The sequence below is a fragment of the Halobacillus locisalis genome (assembly GCF_013694105.1).
GTDB lineage: Bacteria > Bacillota > Bacilli > Bacillales > Halobacillaceae > Halobacillus > Halobacillus locisalis.
This window is the reverse complement of record NZ_JACEFG010000003.1, coordinates 94,128-110,857: the sequence shown is the minus strand read 5'-3', so window position 1 is coordinate 110,857 and position 16,730 is coordinate 94,128. Positions and strand designations below refer to the sequence as shown.

At 47.5% G+C, this 16,730-nt stretch carries 17 protein-coding genes; 4 read left to right on the top strand and 13 right to left on the bottom strand.

Going from position 1 to position 16,730, the window contains the following annotated elements; translation table 11 throughout:
• Positions 1 to 162: 162 nt before the first annotated feature.
• From H0266_RS13535 to H0266_RS13480, 12 genes are all read right to left on the bottom strand, one after another.
• Positions 163 to 1,542, bottom strand: a complete 1,380-nt coding sequence (locus tag H0266_RS13535; RefSeq protein WP_343063288.1) for an MATE family efflux transporter — start codon at positions 1,540 to 1,542, stop codon at positions 163 to 165.
• Positions 1,543 to 1,945: 403 nt separating this feature from the next.
• Positions 1,946 to 2,689, bottom strand: coding sequence for a 3-oxoacyl-ACP reductase FabG (gene fabG, locus H0266_RS13530; RefSeq protein WP_181472967.1), 744 nt, complete (start codon positions 2,687 to 2,689; stop codon positions 1,946 to 1,948).
• On the bottom strand, positions 2,686 to 3,576 hold the full coding sequence (gene phaZ, locus H0266_RS13525; RefSeq protein WP_246364001.1) for an intracellular short-chain-length polyhydroxyalkanoate depolymerase: 891 nt from the start codon (positions 3,574 to 3,576) through the stop codon (positions 2,686 to 2,688). Before phaZ ends, fabG begins: the two co-directional genes overlap by 4 nt.
• On the bottom strand, positions 3,573 to 4,598 hold the full coding sequence (locus H0266_RS13520; protein ID WP_181472965.1) for a 3-oxoacyl-ACP synthase: 1,026 nt from the start codon (positions 4,596 to 4,598) through the stop codon (positions 3,573 to 3,575). The genes phaZ and H0266_RS13520 overlap by 4 nt, the downstream gene beginning before the upstream one ends.
• A gap of 21 nt (positions 4,599 to 4,619) precedes the next feature.
• Positions 4,620 to 5,591 (bottom strand): branched-chain amino acid ABC transporter permease, encoded by a 972-nt coding sequence (locus H0266_RS13515; RefSeq protein ID WP_181472964.1) that lies wholly within the window; start codon positions 5,589 to 5,591, stop codon positions 4,620 to 4,622.
• A 15-nt stretch (positions 5,592 to 5,606) separates the two neighbouring features.
• Complete coding sequence (locus H0266_RS13510; protein WP_181472963.1) at positions 5,607 to 6,464, bottom strand: branched-chain amino acid ABC transporter permease; 858 nt, start codon at positions 6,462 to 6,464, stop codon at positions 5,607 to 5,609.
• Positions 6,465 to 6,474: 10 nt separating this feature from the next.
• Entirely contained in the window at positions 6,475 to 7,182 is a 708-nt protein-coding gene (locus tag H0266_RS13505; protein WP_181472962.1) for an ABC transporter ATP-binding protein, read from the bottom strand.
• Positions 7,166 to 7,933 (bottom strand): ABC transporter ATP-binding protein, encoded by a 768-nt coding sequence (locus H0266_RS13500; protein ID WP_181472961.1) that lies wholly within the window; start codon positions 7,931 to 7,933, stop codon positions 7,166 to 7,168. The genes H0266_RS13505 and H0266_RS13500 overlap by 17 nt, the downstream gene beginning before the upstream one ends.
• 72 nt (positions 7,934 to 8,005) lie before the next feature.
• A complete protein-coding gene (locus H0266_RS13495; protein WP_181472960.1) occupies positions 8,006 to 9,214 on the bottom strand; it encodes a substrate-binding domain-containing protein in 1,209 nt (402 codons plus the stop codon).
• A gap of 16 nt (positions 9,215 to 9,230) precedes the next feature.
• Positions 9,231 to 10,226, bottom strand: coding sequence for a 3-oxoacyl-ACP synthase (locus H0266_RS13490; RefSeq protein WP_181473587.1), 996 nt, complete (start codon positions 10,224 to 10,226; stop codon positions 9,231 to 9,233).
• Positions 10,220 to 11,719: an o-succinylbenzoate--CoA ligase gene (gene menE, locus H0266_RS13485; RefSeq protein ID WP_181472959.1), complete on the bottom strand. Its 1,500-nt coding sequence runs from the start codon at positions 11,717 to 11,719 to the stop codon at positions 10,220 to 10,222. The genes H0266_RS13490 and menE overlap by 7 nt, the downstream gene beginning before the upstream one ends.
• Before the next feature lie 13 nt (positions 11,720 to 11,732).
• The gene (locus H0266_RS13480) at positions 11,733 to 12,326 is read right to left on the bottom strand and encodes a TetR/AcrR family transcriptional regulator (protein ID WP_181472958.1); all 594 of its coding nucleotides are present in this window, start codon (positions 12,324 to 12,326) and stop codon (positions 11,733 to 11,735) included.
• Between the two features lie 178 nt (positions 12,327 to 12,504).
• Between H0266_RS13480 and H0266_RS13475 the strand changes: the two genes are divergently transcribed.
• Both H0266_RS13475 and H0266_RS13470 read left to right on the top strand, forming a co-directional pair.
• Positions 12,505 to 12,858 (top strand): carboxymuconolactone decarboxylase family protein, encoded by a 354-nt coding sequence (locus tag H0266_RS13475; RefSeq protein ID WP_181472957.1) that lies wholly within the window; start codon positions 12,505 to 12,507, stop codon positions 12,856 to 12,858.
• Between the two features lie 182 nt (positions 12,859 to 13,040).
• Positions 13,041 to 14,033, top strand: coding sequence for a thermonuclease family protein (locus H0266_RS13470; RefSeq protein ID WP_181472956.1), 993 nt, complete (start codon positions 13,041 to 13,043; stop codon positions 14,031 to 14,033).
• A gap of 343 nt (positions 14,034 to 14,376) precedes the next feature.
• On the opposite strand, the gene H0266_RS13465 is transcribed toward H0266_RS13470, so the two are convergent.
• Positions 14,377 to 14,754, bottom strand: a complete 378-nt coding sequence (locus H0266_RS13465; RefSeq protein WP_246363999.1) for a VOC family protein — start codon at positions 14,752 to 14,754, stop codon at positions 14,377 to 14,379.
• A 107-nt stretch (positions 14,755 to 14,861) separates the two neighbouring features.
• Here H0266_RS13465 and H0266_RS13460 point away from each other — a divergent pair, with 107 nt between their 5' ends.
• Positions 14,862 to 16,148, top strand: a complete 1,287-nt coding sequence (locus H0266_RS13460) for a GntP family permease (protein ID WP_181472955.1) — start codon at positions 14,862 to 14,864, stop codon at positions 16,146 to 16,148.
• Between the two features lie 97 nt (positions 16,149 to 16,245).
• Positions 16,246 to 16,692 carry a GNAT family N-acetyltransferase gene (locus tag H0266_RS13455; protein WP_181472954.1) on the top strand — a complete coding sequence of 149 codons (447 nt, stop codon included), beginning with the start codon at positions 16,246 to 16,248 and terminating at the stop codon, positions 16,690 to 16,692.
• The last annotated feature ends 38 nt before the right edge of the window (positions 16,693 to 16,730 follow it).

Sequence of the window (16,730 nt, the reverse complement as noted above, 5' to 3'; positions counted from 1 at the left end):
CTTTTGTGAAGTTTTTCTTCAAAAAATATTTAATAAAAGAATATATCCTCCTAATTATCTAACAATTATCGACTCGTGATGATGACCTTGCCCGTACTTGTATTAAAAAAGTCCCGCAAATGCCTATACAAGCATCGCGGAACTTCATCTACTGTCCTCTTCCTATTTTGCAACGTCGATCTGCTCTTTCTCCTCAATCACATTGTTCATCCACTTCCTCGACAGCGTCCGCCTCACACCAACGATCGCTCGAACGACTTCATGGACATTCGCAAGCAAAAAGACGATATAAACAGGCCATTCGAAGACGAATGCTCCGATCGCTGCGAGCGGGAATCCGACTCCCCATACACCGAATAGATCCAGGTACATGACGAACTTCGTATCGCCACCAGCACGAAGAACACCGACATTGTTGATCATATTGATGATTCTCGGTGCCATCATGACAGCGAAGATAAGCAAAATGTATTGGGCTTGCGAAGCGACAAATTCGGTTACATCGTATATGGAAATGAAGAACGGGGAGATGATGGTTACAGCCACCCCCAATACGATCGACAACAAAACCGACAACACGAGGAAGGTCTTCGCATATCGGAATCCTTTGTCTTTTTCCCCTGCCCCGATATTGTTCCCGACCATCACCGTCGACGCATCACTCAATCCGACAAATAAAGCGGTGAACACGAAAATCAAAGGATCGACGAGCGTTGCGGCCGCAAGCTGACTCGTTCCCATCTGGGCATACACCCAGAAGAATGACGTTTCCCCTAGCGTCCAAAGTACATGGTTGATGATCGACGGAACCGTGACAGCAAAAAACACTTTCGCTAACGATAGATCGAACGCTCCAAGCGATTCCCTCGAGAACTTCAACGATAAATATTTCACAAGCAACCACGTCATGAACAGCGCTTGAATGATGCGAGAAATGAGCGTCGCAATCGCAGCTCCCTCTACACCCCACTCCGGAAATCCGAACGACCCGAAAATAAGGAGATAGTTGAGCAGTGTATTCAACCCGATCGCTCCGACACTGATGTATAACGGCCGCTTCACCTCTCCCATCGATTTCAACACAGTAGAGAAAAGCACGGTCATCGCGGTAACGATATAGCTGAAGGCAACGACGCTCAAATAAGAAGACCCGATGCTGATGACCGCCGGATCAGCTGTGAATATCGCCATAAACGATTCGGTGAAAAACAATAGAATCGTAGTGAAAAGCAACGTAATCACCGTCATGACGACAAAAGTCAAAGCTAGAATCTTCTTGATCCCCGCCGTATCTCTCTTGCCCCAATATTGCGCCGTGAAAATCGCCGCTCCCGTAGAAAATCCATGCATCACAACGATCAGCAGCGAAGAAATCTTATTCGCCGCCCCAACAGCTGCAATACTCGCAACTCCCAACTGACCGATCATCATCGAGTCGACCATATTCAACGAAGAAATGAGCAACGTCTGAATAGCGATCGGTATAGCGAGAGAGAACATCTTTTGATAAAACTCTTTATCTTGAAATAAGAATGCAAACACGTTCCATACCCCGATTCATAAAAAAAAGACTCCTCTCTATTAAAAAGGAGTCCTGAAGCGTTTTCAATCTTTCTTTATTTCTTTTTATCCCAATAACCTAGAGTAAGAGAATAGCAGGTTTACTGATGGTGCTATGGAAGAAACCCGTTCCGATCACATAGGGAGAAATATTTACGCTGTAGCAGATAGATTCCGAGAGCCTATACCATGGCGAGGGGAGGTGGAGAATGGTGAGACTCCGGCGGGATTTAGTGGGACAGGTGAGACCCCACAGGGAGGTACGACCGAGGAGGCTCACCGCCCGCCCCGTGAAAAGCGATCCATTCTCCACCTCCCCTTTTACTCTGCAAACGCCTCGGAATCAACCCCCATAACCATATAATGGTAAAATGTGACTCATAGTCTACATCACGATCCCACCATCAACATGAAGCGCGTGCCCATTCACATAACTCGCCTCATCCGACGCCAAGAACAAATAAGCATTCGCAATGTCCTGCGGATTCCCAAGTCTCGCCAACGGAATCTGCCCCTTCAACTGATCAATCACATGATCCGGTACACTCTCCACCATACTCGTTTCCGTGAAACCAGGTACGACCGCATTGACATTGATCCCTTTTCGTCCAAGCTCTTTCGCCCACGTTTTCGTCATCCCGACAATGCCTGCTTTGGCTGCGGCATAATTCGTCTGTCCAACGTTTCCATAGACACCTGAAACGGAAGAGGTGCTGATGATTTTCCCTTTGCCTTGCCCTACCATCACGGGTAACACAGCCTGAGTGCAATGAAAGACACCCGTTAAATTGACATCCAATACTTGCTGAAATTGCTCGACCGACATCTTTTTCAACATAGCATCTCGAGTGATCCCAGCGTTATTGATCAAAATATCAACCGTTCCATACGTATCGACGGTTTCTTTTACCAGGGCATCAACACTGGTACGGTCCGAAACGTCGACTTTGAAGAATGTACATTCGTAGCCATCCTCTCTCAAAGCCTTAACACTCTCTTCTCCCTTTTCAACATCAAAATCAGCCAGTACAACGCGCGCTCCATGTTCAGCAAATGTCCGTGCTGCATAAAAACCGATGCCTTGTGCGGCTCCTGTAATGATGGCTACTTTATTCTCTAACCTCTTCATACTGATCCTCCCTTGGATAGACGGTTGACGGAACCGAAGAAAGATTCCAGCGATGAAATCAATCGATCAGGCACATCAATCAGCGGCGAGTGCCCACATATATCGAACTCTTCATATGTAGCCTGCTCTCCTAAATCGGACCGGAGTTCTTCCGTCATTTCTTTCGTCACAACAAGGTCATCCGCTCCCCAACTGATCCAGACGGGTATATCGAGTTTCTGAACTTCACTACTCACATCGTGGTGATTGAGCGCATGATACGTTTCCGCTAAATTACGTTGTGTTGTCATATCTTCCAAGTACTTCTCATAACGATCCTCTTCCGGTTTATTATGAACATAAATCAACATGTTCCAAATCTGACGCAACGCTTCATAGTTGTTCGACTGATAGGCCCCATTAATCATGACCGCACGCGCATCCTGTTCCACTTCTTCTAGTTCATTCAGTCGATGAGTGACATCTGGCAGTCCATCTTCTCCCGTTTTATAAATCGGATATCCTCGCGTCGAAGCTGAGGCCATCAAGTAAAGCGCTTTGCATCGATCCGGGTACTTCACACATAGTTGTTGTCCCACGGCTCCCCCGAGCGACCAGCCGACAAGCATGCACTCCTCCACTCCTACTTCATCAAGGAACAACTTGATATCATCTGCAAAATCCTCAATCGACAATACCTTTTCATGATATGTCGATAAACCGAACCCTCTTAAATCCGGTGCATATACCTTATATTCATCCGACAACCCTTCTAACACGATATCCCAGTGCACCGAGGATGTCATATTTCCGTGAATGAGGACGACGACCTCTTCTCCACCGTCTCTTTCTTGATAAGATAACGTTTCTCCATTTGATAACGCAGCTTGTTTTCTCATAATATTCATGATTTTGCCTCCTTCTGGCCCCATTGGATGATCGTCGCACCCCACGCGTACCCGATGCCAGCTGACACGAGAACGACGATATCTCCATTTTTGATTTTCTTTTCTTTTAATGCCAGTTCCATAGAAAGGATCTGGTCGATCTGTCCGATATGACCGTAGTGATCCAAGTAAATCGACTGTTCCTCAGATAAGCCAAGCTCTCTGAGCACATATTGATGCGCCGACCGCTTCATATGAAGCATGGCGATGTAGCCGATATCCGACTTGTCGAGACCGCTTTTCTCAAGCGCTTTTTTCACACATGTAATGAAGTTGGCCATCGATTTCTCATCAAGGCGCTCCTTCATTCCGTCTGGATCCATCACATCAAGTTGGTACAATCCTTGCTCCAGCGTTTCTTTCGTAACCGGATTTTTCGTGCCGCCTGTCGTGACGACGATATCTTCTGAGAACGAGCCATCCGTCATCAGGTGCGTCCCGAGCACCCGGTTTTCCGAACGTCCTTTTTGCAAAATCACAGCCCCGCCACCCGCCCCGAGATTGTACATGAACCGCGTTCTGGGATTCTGGTAATCGATGAAATCGACATTGCGATACCCACCCGCTAGCAGCACCGTCTCGATCTCAGGATCAGCGATCATCATATCTTTCGCGAGCTTGATAGCCATGATTGCTGTTCCACATCGCAACGCGGTGTCAAAAGCCCACGCATTTACCGCACCGATGTCATGCTGAGTTTTAATGCCAGCTGTCCATAACGGGTATTCTTTGTGTTCCTCTCCGATACACATGACCACATCGATTCCAAGAGGATCAATTCCCACCCGCTCGATTGCAACACGTGCTGCCCGAACCCCCATCTCCACGGTGTGGTCCTCTGGTCCGGGCACCGTCTTTTCCAAGATGCCCATCTTCGTTTCAATGATCGATTGCGGGATTCCAGAAGCTTGCGCGATCTCTTTTGCCGTCATCCTTTTTTCCGGAATGTAGGTTCCGATACTGACAACGCCAACATCCTCCATCCGATCCACCTCCTTCGTCTGTTACGTTCGTCTTGCCCGCCATTTATAGAAGCGATCGACGAGTGTTCCGACGATGCCTTTCGGAAAGAAGACGACAATCAGAATGAAAATCGTACCGTATAAAATGATCCACCGTTCGAAGATCCAGTGCACATCAGATAAATCGGACAGCCAGTGGTGAGCGAATTCGATCAAGCTCGCCCCGATGATCGGCCCAATCAACGTCCCGACACCGCCGATGATCGTCATGAGCAGCACATCAATCGTCAAATCTGTCGCAAACACACTTGTGTCGACGAACCTTAAAGACAAAATGTACAAGACACCGCTATAACTCGCGACAATGCCTGAGACGACACTGACAATCACTTTATAATGCAGCACTTGATAGCCGAGTGATTCTGTGCGGCTTTCATTTTCACGAATCGCCACAAGCACTTTCCCGAACGGCGATTTCGTCATCCGGCGCAACCCGAAGAAAATCAACACGAGCGACAACGCTGAGACGATATACAACGCAAAAGAGTCACGTAGGATATCCGGTAGTCCGAACGTAAAGCCGTCACTCCCTCCTGTGAGCTTGCGCCATTTCTCTGCCCCGACGAGAAACAACCCAGCAAGAGCTAATGTGAGCATTGCGTAAAAGTGGCTTTTCAACCGGAGCGTAAGCACCCCGACAATCAAGCTGACGATGCCGGCAATCACACCAGAGATGATAATGGCAAGCGCAAATGTCAACATCGTCGGGTCAAACCGGTCGAATAGAACCGCTGTCGAATACGCTCCGACACCGAAGAACATGACGTGACCGAAAGAAATGATGCCCGTGTAGCCGAGCAGCAAATCATAGCTCATCGCAAAAATGCCGAACACGAAGATTTGGATGATCAGAAACTGGACGCTCCTTCCTGTTGCGATAAAGGGGACAACAAAGAGCAGGAAGGAGATCGCTACGTAGACCCATGTACTTTTTTCTACCTGTGCTAGATTCATAGATTCTCCTCCTCTCTATCGTAATGCGAATAAGCCTTGCGGACGGAAAACGAGAACAATCGCCATCAGTAACATGTTGGTCGCAAGCGATAGCGCCGGCACGTAATAGGCCATGAACGCTTGTGTCAATCCGACGAGAATCGCAGCAAGAAGCGAGCCTTTGAAGTTCCCCATCCCTCCGATCACGACGACGATAAAAGCTAGAATTGAAAACTCAAGACCCATCTCAGCATAGATGACACCCGAATACGCCGCATGCAGCATGCCACTTAAAGCAGCGAGGGCAGCACCTACCATAAATACGAGAAGAAAGACGAGCTTGATATTGACACCAAGAGACTGGATCATCTCTTTATTCATGACGCCTGCGCGGACAATCAGCCCGACCCTCGTTTTCTTGAATAAGTAATAAAAGGCGAAGTAAATGAGGAACCCGACCGCAATGATGAATAAGCGATAGTTGATGAAGACGATCTCTCCGATGATGAAGCTGCCCTCCAAATAGCTCGGCGGGGAAACGATTTTCTGATCGGGTCCGAAGACGACCTTGATACATTCTTGCAGGACGAGCATAAATCCAAGCGTAATCAGGATCTGTTGAACATGACTGCCATAAACCGGCCTCACGATGAACCGCTCCGTCACAAGTCCAAGCAATAACCCGACACCGATCGCCGTGACAATGCCACCAAGGAAACTTCCCGTCATCTGATACGTCCATACACCCGTATACGCTCCCCAGATGAATAATCCTCCGTGAGCAAAATTCAAGACATCCATCAGTCCGAAAATCAATGTGAGTCCGGCCGCCAAAAGGAAAATGAGCATCCCTGTCGCTAAGCCATTGATGGCTAAACTAAATAATACGTCCATTTCGATCCTCCTACGAAATGCCGAGATATTTTTGCAACAACACCCCGTCTTGTTTTAGTTCGTTCATTTGTCCTTGTTGAACGGTCTGACCGTCATCGATGATATAAAAACGATCGCCGATTCCGCTTGCCATCATGAAGTTCTGTTCGACGAGCAGAATCGTCGTCCGCTCTTTCATCTGATGAATCGAGTCCATCACTTTCTCGACGACAATCGGCGCCAACCCTTTACTCGGTTCATCAATCAACAACAGTTCGTTATCATTCACATAAGCGCGTGATATCGCGAGCATCTGCTTCTGACCTCCGCTCAGTTGTCCACCTGGCTTGTTCCAGAACTTCTTCAAATCCGGGAAAAGGTCAAGAATCCAGTCCATCCGTTCTTTCGTTTCCTCGTTCTCTTTCTTCATCGCAACACGCATGTTCTCGCCTACCGTTAGATCGTGGAAAATGCCTTGATCTTCCGGCACATAGCCAATCCCACGGTTCGCAATCAAGTGCGGCTTCTGATTACGAATCTTTTCTCCCTTGAATGTGATCTCCCCAGCAATCACAGGGGTCAGACCCATGATTGACCTCAGTGTCGTCGTTTTTCCAGCTCCATTTCGTCCTAATAAAACGGTGACCTCTCCTTTCGGTACGTGAAACGAGATGTCATGCAAAATATGGTATTGTTCGATATTGGCGCGCACATGGCTCACCTCAAGAAAGCTGCTCATTGTACATGCCCCCTAAGTATGCCGACTGGACGATATCATTGGCGATGATGGATTGGGGACTTCCTTGAGCGATCAGTTCCCCGTGGAACAAAACGAGCACATCATCCGACAAGTCCATGATCATATCCATCTTGTGCTCAATGAGGACAATCGTTTGTTCATGTTGTTTCTTAATTTGTTCAATCACTTCTATGATCGCCGGCACCTCTTCAAGCGCCATCCCTGCTGTCGGTTCATCCAATAGCAAAACCTCGGAATCCAGCGCGAGCAGCATCGCGATCTCAAGCTTGCGTTTCTCCCCGTGTGCGAGGTTCGCTGCCACGGTATCCGCCTTCCCGATCAACAACACTTTTTCCAACAGATGATAAGCTTCTTCTTTGAACTCCTTATAATGAAGGAAGTGAGCCATCATCTGATAACGCACCTTGCGCTTCGACTGGACGGCAAGCCTCACGTTCTCAAGCACCGTCAAATTCGGAAACACATTGGTAATTTGAAAGGAACGTCCAATGCCGAGCCTCGACCGTTTCGTCGGCGATAGCTTCGTAATGTTTTGACCCCGAAAATAAATCTCCCCGCTTGTCGGCGAAAGCTGGCCACTAAGCAAGTTGAAAAACGTCGTCTTCCCAGCGCCGTTCGGTCCGATAATCGACGTGAGTTGCTTTTCTGCGATATCCACCGTTACGTGATCGACCGCGGTATGGCCGCCGAATTGAATCGTTACATCTTTCGTTTCCAAAAGAGCTGCCATCGTTGTACTCCTTTCCATCCTTCAACTTAATCAGGGAAGCTCGACGCATCGAACTCCCCTCAACATGACTGCTTACTTGCCGTTCATAATCGGTGGAGCCGTCTCTTCAGGTGTCAGGACTTTCTTCAATTCTGGAACCGGATAATCATGCTCGTCACTTTCCACAAGTGTCACCGCGTACATTTCCTGTAAGGCTTGGTGATCTTCAGGACGGAAGGTCATCGTTCCTTTTGGCGTCGCAAACTCCATGCCTTCCATCGTTTCGATCAATTCAGCCGAGTCCGTCGATCCTTCTGTTTGCTTGAGAGCCTCGATGACAGCGAGTGCTGCACTCATCCCACCTGGTGTGAACAAGTCCGGCGCTTCGCCATGTTTCTCCTGATGCTTCTCGATTAGCCAATCGTTCACTTCGTTATCCGGTAAGGTGTGGTAATACAACGTGAATCCTTCCATACCAACAAGTGGAGCCATCATCGGAAGCGTCGCGCGGTCCGCTACACCTGTTGTAATCTTGATGCCCTGTTCTTGGACTTGCATATCCACGATTTGATTCCACGGCGTATTCGCTCCGGCCCAGACGACGTACAAATAGTCCGGATCCGCATCTAAAATCTTTTGAATGTTCGCTGTAAAATCGGTCGCCGTTTGGTCGGCATACTCTTCGTGAATGATTTCCGCCCCCAAGTCTTCAGCTGCTGTTTTAAAAGCGGAAACGCCGTCTCGACCAAATGCGTAATCAGGCGCTAGTGTGGCAATTTTCACGCCTTCATCCGCAATCGCCGCCGCTGCAGAAACCGCGTCTTGCGAGGAGTTGCGTGACGTGCGGAACACGTAATCGTTGTACTCCGCACCTGTGATACCGTCCGCCGCCGCTGGTTCAACGACCATCACTTTCTCATATTCTTCAGCAAGCGGTGTGACCGCGAGCGTATCGCCTGAGCTTGACGATCCGACAAGGAAGTCCACGCCTTCGTCCTCAAGAAGAGTCAACGCTTTTTGACGAGCGACTTTCGGATCGGTTTCGGTATCTTCATAGACGACTTCGATTTTCTTACCAGCGACTTCCATCGTGCCGTCTGTTCCATACTCAAGTCCCAACTCGAACCCCTTCTTCGTTTGCTGTCCATAAGCTTCCAAGGCCCCCGTCAATGACGCGAGCACGCCAATTTTAATCGTTTCGCCCCCCTCTGCTCCGCTTTCTTCCGTCTCTCCACACGCCGTTGCAAAACCGAGAATAAGAACCATCATGAATACGAAAAGCCCGTAACGCTTACCATTCATCGATATTCCCCCTTTATTAATTACCTCCGTGCCAACGGAGAGTCGTCGCAGCCCACGTATAACCCGTACCTGCTGAAACAAGGACGACAATATCACCTGGATGAAGCTTTCCTTCCTTTTCAGCAAGATGCAATCCATAACAAGGATCGAGTGCTGACATATGACCATACTGCTCTAAATAAACTGCCTGACTTTCTTCCAACCCTACGCTCTCTATGATTTGTTCGAACATCGACCGCTTCGTGTGCAGCGGAAGCAACACGTTCAACTCCTCCAGCCCGACCCCGCTTTTCACCAACGATTGTTTGATCACCTTTTCAAAATTCCCAAGAGAAACCGGATCGAGCCGCTCCTTCATTCCCTTCGGATCCGGGACATCGATATAGCGCTCGTGTTTTTCCGGATGAGGATGGACCGATCCACCCCCAGGAACGAGCACATCTTTCGTAAACGACCCATCTGTCAAAATAGATGAAGACAGCACCTCACTTTGGGAAGCGTCCCTCGAAAGCAGTGCCGCCGCCCCGCCATCGGCAAACGGAAACATAAAGCGTGACCTCGGATTGTCATAATCCACAATCATCGACTCCTTGCACCCGCCGACGAGCAGAATGTTCCGAATCTCCTCATCTGACTTGAGCATATCTTTCGCCACTTTGACCGCAAGTGGAAAGCATGAGCTGACGTTCATCATTTCAAACGCGTACGCATTCGGAATTCCAAGTTCATATTGAATCTTCGAACTTGCTGTCCATACTTGATAATCCTTGAACGGACTACCGAAGTAGATGACGACATCGATGGTATCGGGATCGACGCCTGACAGGATCTCTTTACCCGCCGCCATCGCCAAATCCGATGCGTGCACATCCTCACTTGCGATCCGTTTTTCACGAAGACCGAACTTTTCGATGATCACGCGCTCTGGAATCCCTGTTTTCTCAGCCAATTCACCAGCCGTGACGACTTGTTCGGGTACACATATACTCGTTCTCTCAATGCCGATCATGATTCGGAGACTCCGAGCGTCATCCAATGCTTATGGATCGCTTTTTTATCGATTTTACCTGTCGCATTCTTCGGCAGTTCGCTCATGATGATGACGTCTTTCGGGACTTTATATCTGGCGAGTCGCTGCCGGCAATACGCTTGTATATCATCTTTCTGCAGGGATTGAGTCCTATGAAAACTGACAAAAGCGACGGGCACTTCCCCCCATTTGTCGTCCGCCACACCGATGACGGCGACTTCGCTCACTTCTCTGAATTCATTGATGTGCTGCTCCACTTCGAGTGGATAAATATTTTCTCCGCCTGAGATGATCATGTCTTTCTTCCGGCCGGCGATGTAAAAGAAACCTTCGTCGTCCTGTCTGGCCAAATCACCGGAATATAGCCAGCCATCACGAATCGTTGAAGCCGTTTCATCCGGCAGTCCCCAATATTCTTTCATGACGTTCGGGCCTCTGATGAGTAACTCTCCGACTTCCCCCGGTTGTGCAGGTGTCCCATCTTCCTTCATCAACCGTACATCACAAAACGTGACGGGTTTTCCAATCGATCCCGCTTTCCTCTCGCAGTCTTCCTTTGCGATCATGAAGACGGTAGGAGCCGTTTCCGTCATTCCAAAGCCCTGCCCAAAGCGCAAGCCTCTATCGAGATATGCTTGAATCAATTCCTTCGGACACGGTGCCCCACCGCTGTAAAACCAGCGAACAGACTTGAAATCGGCCTTTTCGAATGAAGGTGATTGACGAATTGAGTTATGAATCGTAGGAACCCCCATCACGACGGTAATCTGATACTGCTCGATCCACTCGATGACTTGTTCCGGATCGAATGCCCTTGGAATCAACATCGTTCCTCCCGTCAACAACGTCGGCAAAGCGAACAATCCTACGCCCCCAATGTGAAAAAGCGGAAGGATGACGAGCGTCCTGTCATCTGACGTCAAGTCGAGAGCATGCTGATTGTTGATGGCATTCCAGAACATGTTCTCCTGCGTCAGCACCGCCCCTTTCGGCTTACCTGTCGTACCTGAGGTATAACAAATGATGAAAGGATCATCGCTTTTCCCGTGATGACCGACATCCCCTTGTGCTTTTCCAATAAGTTCACTGAAAAAGTAAGCGTTTTCAAAATTCGCGAGATCTGAAAGCTCCTCATACAAAGCTTCCATCTCTTGTTCATACAACAACGCTTTCGCTCCGCTATCGTTCACTTGAAACGCCAGTTCAGCAGCCGTCAAACGGACATTCAACGGAACGATGATCGCCCCAAGCTGGGCCACCGCAAAATAGGCGATCATATACTCCTCCCGGTTCTGTGAGAGAATCGCCAGCCGGTCCCCTTTCCCGATGTGCAGCTTCGACTTGAACATCCAGGCCATTTCTTCGACCTTTTGAGAGAGTTCTTGATATGTAAATTGATGACTCTCCCCGATTATAGCCATTCGTTCAGGCGTGATCTCCCCACGTTTATGAATCCACTCATCCATCGTGTGCATCCTCTCACCTCCTTTATGGGGTCAATCCATGAAACACAAGCTCCATAGCTTCTTCAAATACGTATTCCGGTACTTCTTGTTCTTCCCAAAACACCCAGCGCATCCCGATGAATTGACCGATTCCCATCAAACAGTAGGCAATCGCTTCTTTATCCAGCGTTTTGCACTCTCCGTTTTCAATCGCCTCATCCAATGCGTTCATGAATCCGTTTGCGAGTTTCTCGTAATACCAGCGGTACAGTTCCTTATCGACCAGGACAGATTGTTGAATGATGCTGTATGAATTCCGGTGCGTGATCACCCACGTGAAAAAAGCTTTAAATCCGGCCCGCTGCTTTTGCTCAAACGACTCTTCTCCTTCGATTGCTAGCTTCACATTGTGACGGAGTGTCGAACTCAAATCACGGACGAGCTCATCATAAATAGCTTTTTTGGTCGGGAAGTAATTGTAGAAGGTTCCCTGCGCAACACCTGAACGGAACGTGATCTCTACAATCGAGGCATCAAAATACCCTTTCTCACTGAAGACGGATTCGGCGACTTCCAATAGCTTTTTCCGAGTCATCAGTCCCTTCTTGGTTAATGGCTGACTTTTCATTTCTGACATGTGAACCACCTCTCAGTTTTTAATTATATTTAGTTGTCAGAATATTATCAACCTAAACTTTTCCAAAATTTCCTACATAATTCGCCATAGTTGAGGCGCCTCCTTAGCGCATTGAATGGTTTCATTCGGTAAAGAAAAAAGGAATGGTGAAATATGTCATGAGAAGGAGTGAATAAAGATGAATAAAAGTGCTTTAACTGTGCTGGAAGATTATCGTAAAGGGATTGAAAGGCTGACCGAATATGTACCGGACACAATTCAAGAATACAACCGCTTCACTGGAGAATCCTTTGCAGACGGAGAGGTCGACCGAACATATAAACACTTGATGGCTCTAGCGATTGCTTTAAAAGAAGGAGACGAGGCAAGCATCACATACCATATGGACCAATGCATTGCCAAAGGCTGCTCGGACCAGCAGATCTATGAAACGATGGCGGTCGCAGCAGGATATGGTGGTGGCTCTGCGATGAGTCAATCGGTTACAACAGGAATGGAAGTTTTGGATCAATTGAGGGAGAATGGTTCGTGAATGAGGGACTTTGAATACGTCCAGGGAATATCCTTGGGCGTTTTTCATTTGCCTATTCCTCTTTTCCTATTCGACGTTTAAGTCAAAAGTCTCACGGGAAGCGATCTATAAATTACCAATGCCATGAGACCAGTTTCCATACTATAATGGCTTTCGTATGTAAATAACAAAGGAGGATTCTAATGAAGACAAAAGTTCTATCTACTTTCTTTATTTTGCTGATGCTCATCCCTGCGACCATATTTGCAGAGACTTTCGGATCCGAAGAGGGTGTCCAGCTTGATAAAGAATGGACCATCACATTCAATACCCCGATCAACGATCAATCTTTTGATGAAGTGTATGTGCACAAACAAGGACAGCCAGATCAAATCGTGACAGAAGCAGTGACGCTCTACGATGATCACCAACTTAAAGTTGCAGCTCCCGTGAACGGATATGAACGAGGAGAAAGCTATACGCTACATATCGGAAATGTGACATCCGTTCAAGGAGTCACCATGGAAGAAGATACGACCTACGACTTTACAACAAAAGCGACCGAGACTGCAACCGTCAGTCGGATTGTAGACGGAGACACGATTGAAATCGAAAAGGACGGAGTAACCGAGACCGTGCGTTTGCTTCTTGTCGACACTCCTGAAACGAAACACCCGACAGAACCGGTCCAGCCGTTCGGCCCTGAAGCCAGCGCCTTTGCTGAATCTGAATTATTAGGTAAAACCGTTGAGCTCGAGTATGACGGACCAAAGCGTGATAAGTATGATCGTTTGCTCGCTTACCTTTGGGTAGACGGTAACAACTTTAATGAGCAGCTACTCGAAGAAGGATTTGCCCGTTATGCGTATGTGTATGACCCACCTTACACGCATGCCAATTCCATGATGAAAGCACAAAATCGCGCAAAAGAGGCGGAGCGTAACATTTGGAGCCTGCCTGGATATGTGACAGAAGATGGATTCCAATACGAAGAAGACCCAGTGGATGAAGGTTCTGGCGATGATGGCTCTACGTACGATGGCCCGTTCGATCCTTATGGCGATGACCGTGACTGCGGCGATTTCGACACGCACGAAGAAGCGCAAGCCTTCTTTGAGGCAGCTGGAGGACCTGAAGAGGATCCACACCGCTTGGACCGTGACGGAAACGGCGTGGCTTGTGAAAGCCTGCCTTAAAAAGGTAAAGCACTCTTCCATTTTTGGAGGAGTGCTTTTTTGTTTGTTGAGAAAGAGGTGGCGTTGTAGGACGAAGCTTTGACTATGATGTCTCTCTCAACCTTTTTAACAACCGTATTTATTTAAAATTGCTGAGAGAAGTGCCATCTCATCACTTTTCCAATCAGGATGGGCCAAAAAGTGTTGAGATAAGCTTTCTCTCCACTCTTTTTAATGTTAAGAGCATTCAATACCGTCATGATGAGCCTTCTCTCTGCTGTTTTGAAGGACGAGCACATGCAGACATGTGTCGAGAAAAGACTACCTTCCATAGAAAAAGACGAGCTCAATGCCCGTCCCTTTCTCACCGGTTAAACTCTATCAGATTCCCGTCTGGATCACTGACATATACTTGATGCCAAGGCGTTTTGTTCGTAGGCTTGTTAACATACTCGACCTCATGTTTCTCAAGACGTTCCAATAATGCTTCCATATCCTTTACGCGAACAGCGAAATGACCGTCACGCGTATCGATTTCTGTCGTACCTCTGAAGGTCTTCCCGTCCTTATGTACAATCAAATGCAGCTGCGTTTCCCCTATTTGATACCACGCTCCTGGAAAACCGAAATCGGGACGTTCGCTGCTTTCTTCAAATCCCAATACCTCTCCGTAGAAACACTTCGCTCGTTCGATATCCGTAACAAGCAATGACACGTGATGAATGCCCTGATACATTACCATCGTCCTCTCTCTGTTTGATCCTTCCATTTTATCATGAATCACTAAAATTTCTTTCGATTGGACATAGTAAGACAAACAGATTTATGAAAAGAGGAGGACATGGATTTATGATTAGCATTTTAATCGGATTAGGCTTATTGATGCTGCTAGCCTATCTAGGCTGGTCCATCATCTGGATTGCACCACTTGTATCAGGAATAGTGGCGATTCTAAGCGGCATGAACATACTCGAATCCTATACAAGCACTTATATGGAGGGGTTTGTCGGATTTGCGAAAGACTACTTTCCGATTTTCTTATTCGGAGCGATTTTCGGTAAATTGATGGAAGATACAGGGGCAGCCCAATCAGTTGCCTATAAAATTTCGAGCTTGATCGGGGAAACGCGGGCCATTCTCGGAATGCTTTTGTCTGCGGCTATCCTGACCTATGGCGGTGTAAGTCTGTTTGTCGTCGTATTCGCGGTTTATCCACTAGCGGTAGCGATGTTCAGACAAGCTAATGTTCCAAGAAAATTAATTCCATCTACGTTCGTTCTTGGTGCATTCACGTTTACCATGACGGCTCTGCCCGGGACACCTCAAATACAAAATATCATCCCGATCAACACGTTCAAAACGTCGACGATGGCTGCTCCGATTCTCGGAATTGTTGCGGGACTGATCATGGCCGTGCTAGGTTATTTTTATTTGAAATTCCGGGAGAAACAACTGGTCAAAAACGGAGAAGAGTTTACGGAACCTCAAGGAGACAGCAAAGTGAAAAGCATCGATGAAGAGGAACTTCCGAACTGGATTCTTTCCGTCATCCCATTGCTTGCGGTCGTACTCACATTGAATTTATTCGACCTGAACATCTTAATCGCCCTCCTTATCGGAATCGTGTTAATCATGGTTTTCAACTTCGACGAATACAAAAGTTTCATCGATTCAGTTAACGGGGGCGCTTCGGGATCGGTTATGGCGACCATCAATACCAGTGCAGCTGTCGGTTTCGGTTCGGTCGTAACGGCTTCGCCTGGATTTGATTCGGTAAAAGAATTCATTTTCTCGATTCCATTCAGTCCCTACTTTTCAGAAGCGTTTGCTGTATCACTACTTGCGATGATTACAGGCTCAGCATCAGGTGGTATGGGAATCGCACTAGAAGCATTAGGACAAGAATATTACGATATCGCGGTCAATCAAGGACTGAGCTTAGAAGCCTTCCACCGTATTACGTCTGTGGCATCAGGTGCATCGATTTTGCCACACAACGGTGCCCTGCTTACGTTGTTCACCGTTACCGGCCTGACGCACAAAGACTCTTATAAAGATGTCTTCGTCGTCGGCCTCGTCATTCCGATGATTGCGACCATCGCGATTATCTTCTTAGCTATGATGGGAATTAACTAATTCATGAAAAAAGACGTCTCCTTATCGAGAGGAGACGTCTTTTTGTTTCATGGTAAAGTACAACTATTGAAATATTATTGTAGGAGGCACCGTGATTATGAACATCCATTTCACCCCCATGACGTTGGCCTATGCCAAACAGATTGACAGTTGGAATTATGAAGGTTTTGTTGAACAGGTAATGATGACACCTTACTTTGAATCGCTATCCGAAACAGGTCAACTGATCGGCCCAGGCGGCTGTGATGGGTTTATCGCTATATATAATGATGAGCCCATTGGTTTATTCGAATTCAATGTAGAGGATCAAGGACTAGAAATCGGATTAGCGTTGAAACCGGAATTCACCGGTAAAGGGTGGGGGGAAGAGTACGTCAAGCAAGGTATAGATTTTGGCATTCGCCACTATACCACCTCGTTCACTCACGTCCAGCTTGTGGTCGAAAAGGAAAACAAGGCCGCCATCCGCGTTTATGAGAAAGTCGGTTTCCAAAAACAGAAGATTTCGGAGAGCGACATGGAAATGAAGCTCGAATTGACATAAAAAAACCCCCGAAGAGACGACTACACCTCTCGGGGATT

What these genes read in the sequence shown, in the direction of transcription:
- fabG (WP_181472967.1), bottom strand. Translation starts at nt 2,689, where the DNA reads ATGAAGAGGTTAGAGAATAAAGTAGCCATCATTACAGGAGCCGCACAA.
- phaZ (WP_246364001.1), bottom strand. Translation starts at nt 3,576, where the DNA reads ATGAATATTATGAGAAAACAAGCTGCGTTATCAAATGGAGAAACGTTA.
- H0266_RS13520 (WP_181472965.1), bottom strand. Translation starts at nt 4,598, where the DNA reads ATGGAGGATGTTGGCGTTGTCAGTATCGGAACCTACATTCCGGAAAAA.
- H0266_RS13515 (WP_181472964.1), bottom strand. Translation starts at nt 5,591, where the DNA reads ATGAATCTAGCACAGGTAGAAAAAAGTACATGGGTCTACGTAGCGATC.
- H0266_RS13510 (WP_181472963.1), bottom strand. Translation starts at nt 6,464, where the DNA reads ATGGACGTATTATTTAGTTTAGCCATCAATGGCTTAGCGACAGGGATG.
- H0266_RS13505 (WP_181472962.1), bottom strand. Translation starts at nt 7,182, where the DNA reads ATGAGCAGCTTTCTTGAGGTGAGCCATGTGCGCGCCAATATCGAACAA.
- H0266_RS13500 (WP_181472961.1), bottom strand. Translation starts at nt 7,933, where the DNA reads ATGGCAGCTCTTTTGGAAACGAAAGATGTAACGATTCAATTCGGCGGC.
- H0266_RS13495 (WP_181472960.1), bottom strand. Translation starts at nt 9,214, where the DNA reads ATGAATGGTAAGCGTTACGGGCTTTTCGTATTCATGATGGTTCTTATT.
- menE (WP_181472959.1), bottom strand. Translation starts at nt 11,719, where the DNA reads ATGCACACGATGGATGAGTGGATTCATAAACGTGGGGAGATCACGCCT.
- H0266_RS13480 (WP_181472958.1), bottom strand. Translation starts at nt 12,326, where the DNA reads ATGTCAGAAATGAAAAGTCAGCCATTAACCAAGAAGGGACTGATGACT.
- H0266_RS13475 (WP_181472957.1), top strand. Translation starts at nt 12,505, where the DNA reads ATGAATAAAAGTGCTTTAACTGTGCTGGAAGATTATCGTAAAGGGATT.
- H0266_RS13470 (WP_181472956.1), top strand. Translation starts at nt 13,041, where the DNA reads ATGAAGACAAAAGTTCTATCTACTTTCTTTATTTTGCTGATGCTCATC.
- H0266_RS13465 (WP_246363999.1), bottom strand. Translation starts at nt 14,754, where the DNA reads ATGGTAATGTATCAGGGCATTCATCACGTGTCATTGCTTGTTACGGAT.
- H0266_RS13460 (WP_181472955.1), top strand. Translation starts at nt 14,862, where the DNA reads ATGATTAGCATTTTAATCGGATTAGGCTTATTGATGCTGCTAGCCTAT.
- H0266_RS13455 (WP_181472954.1), top strand. Translation starts at nt 16,246, where the DNA reads ATGAACATCCATTTCACCCCCATGACGTTGGCCTATGCCAAACAGATT.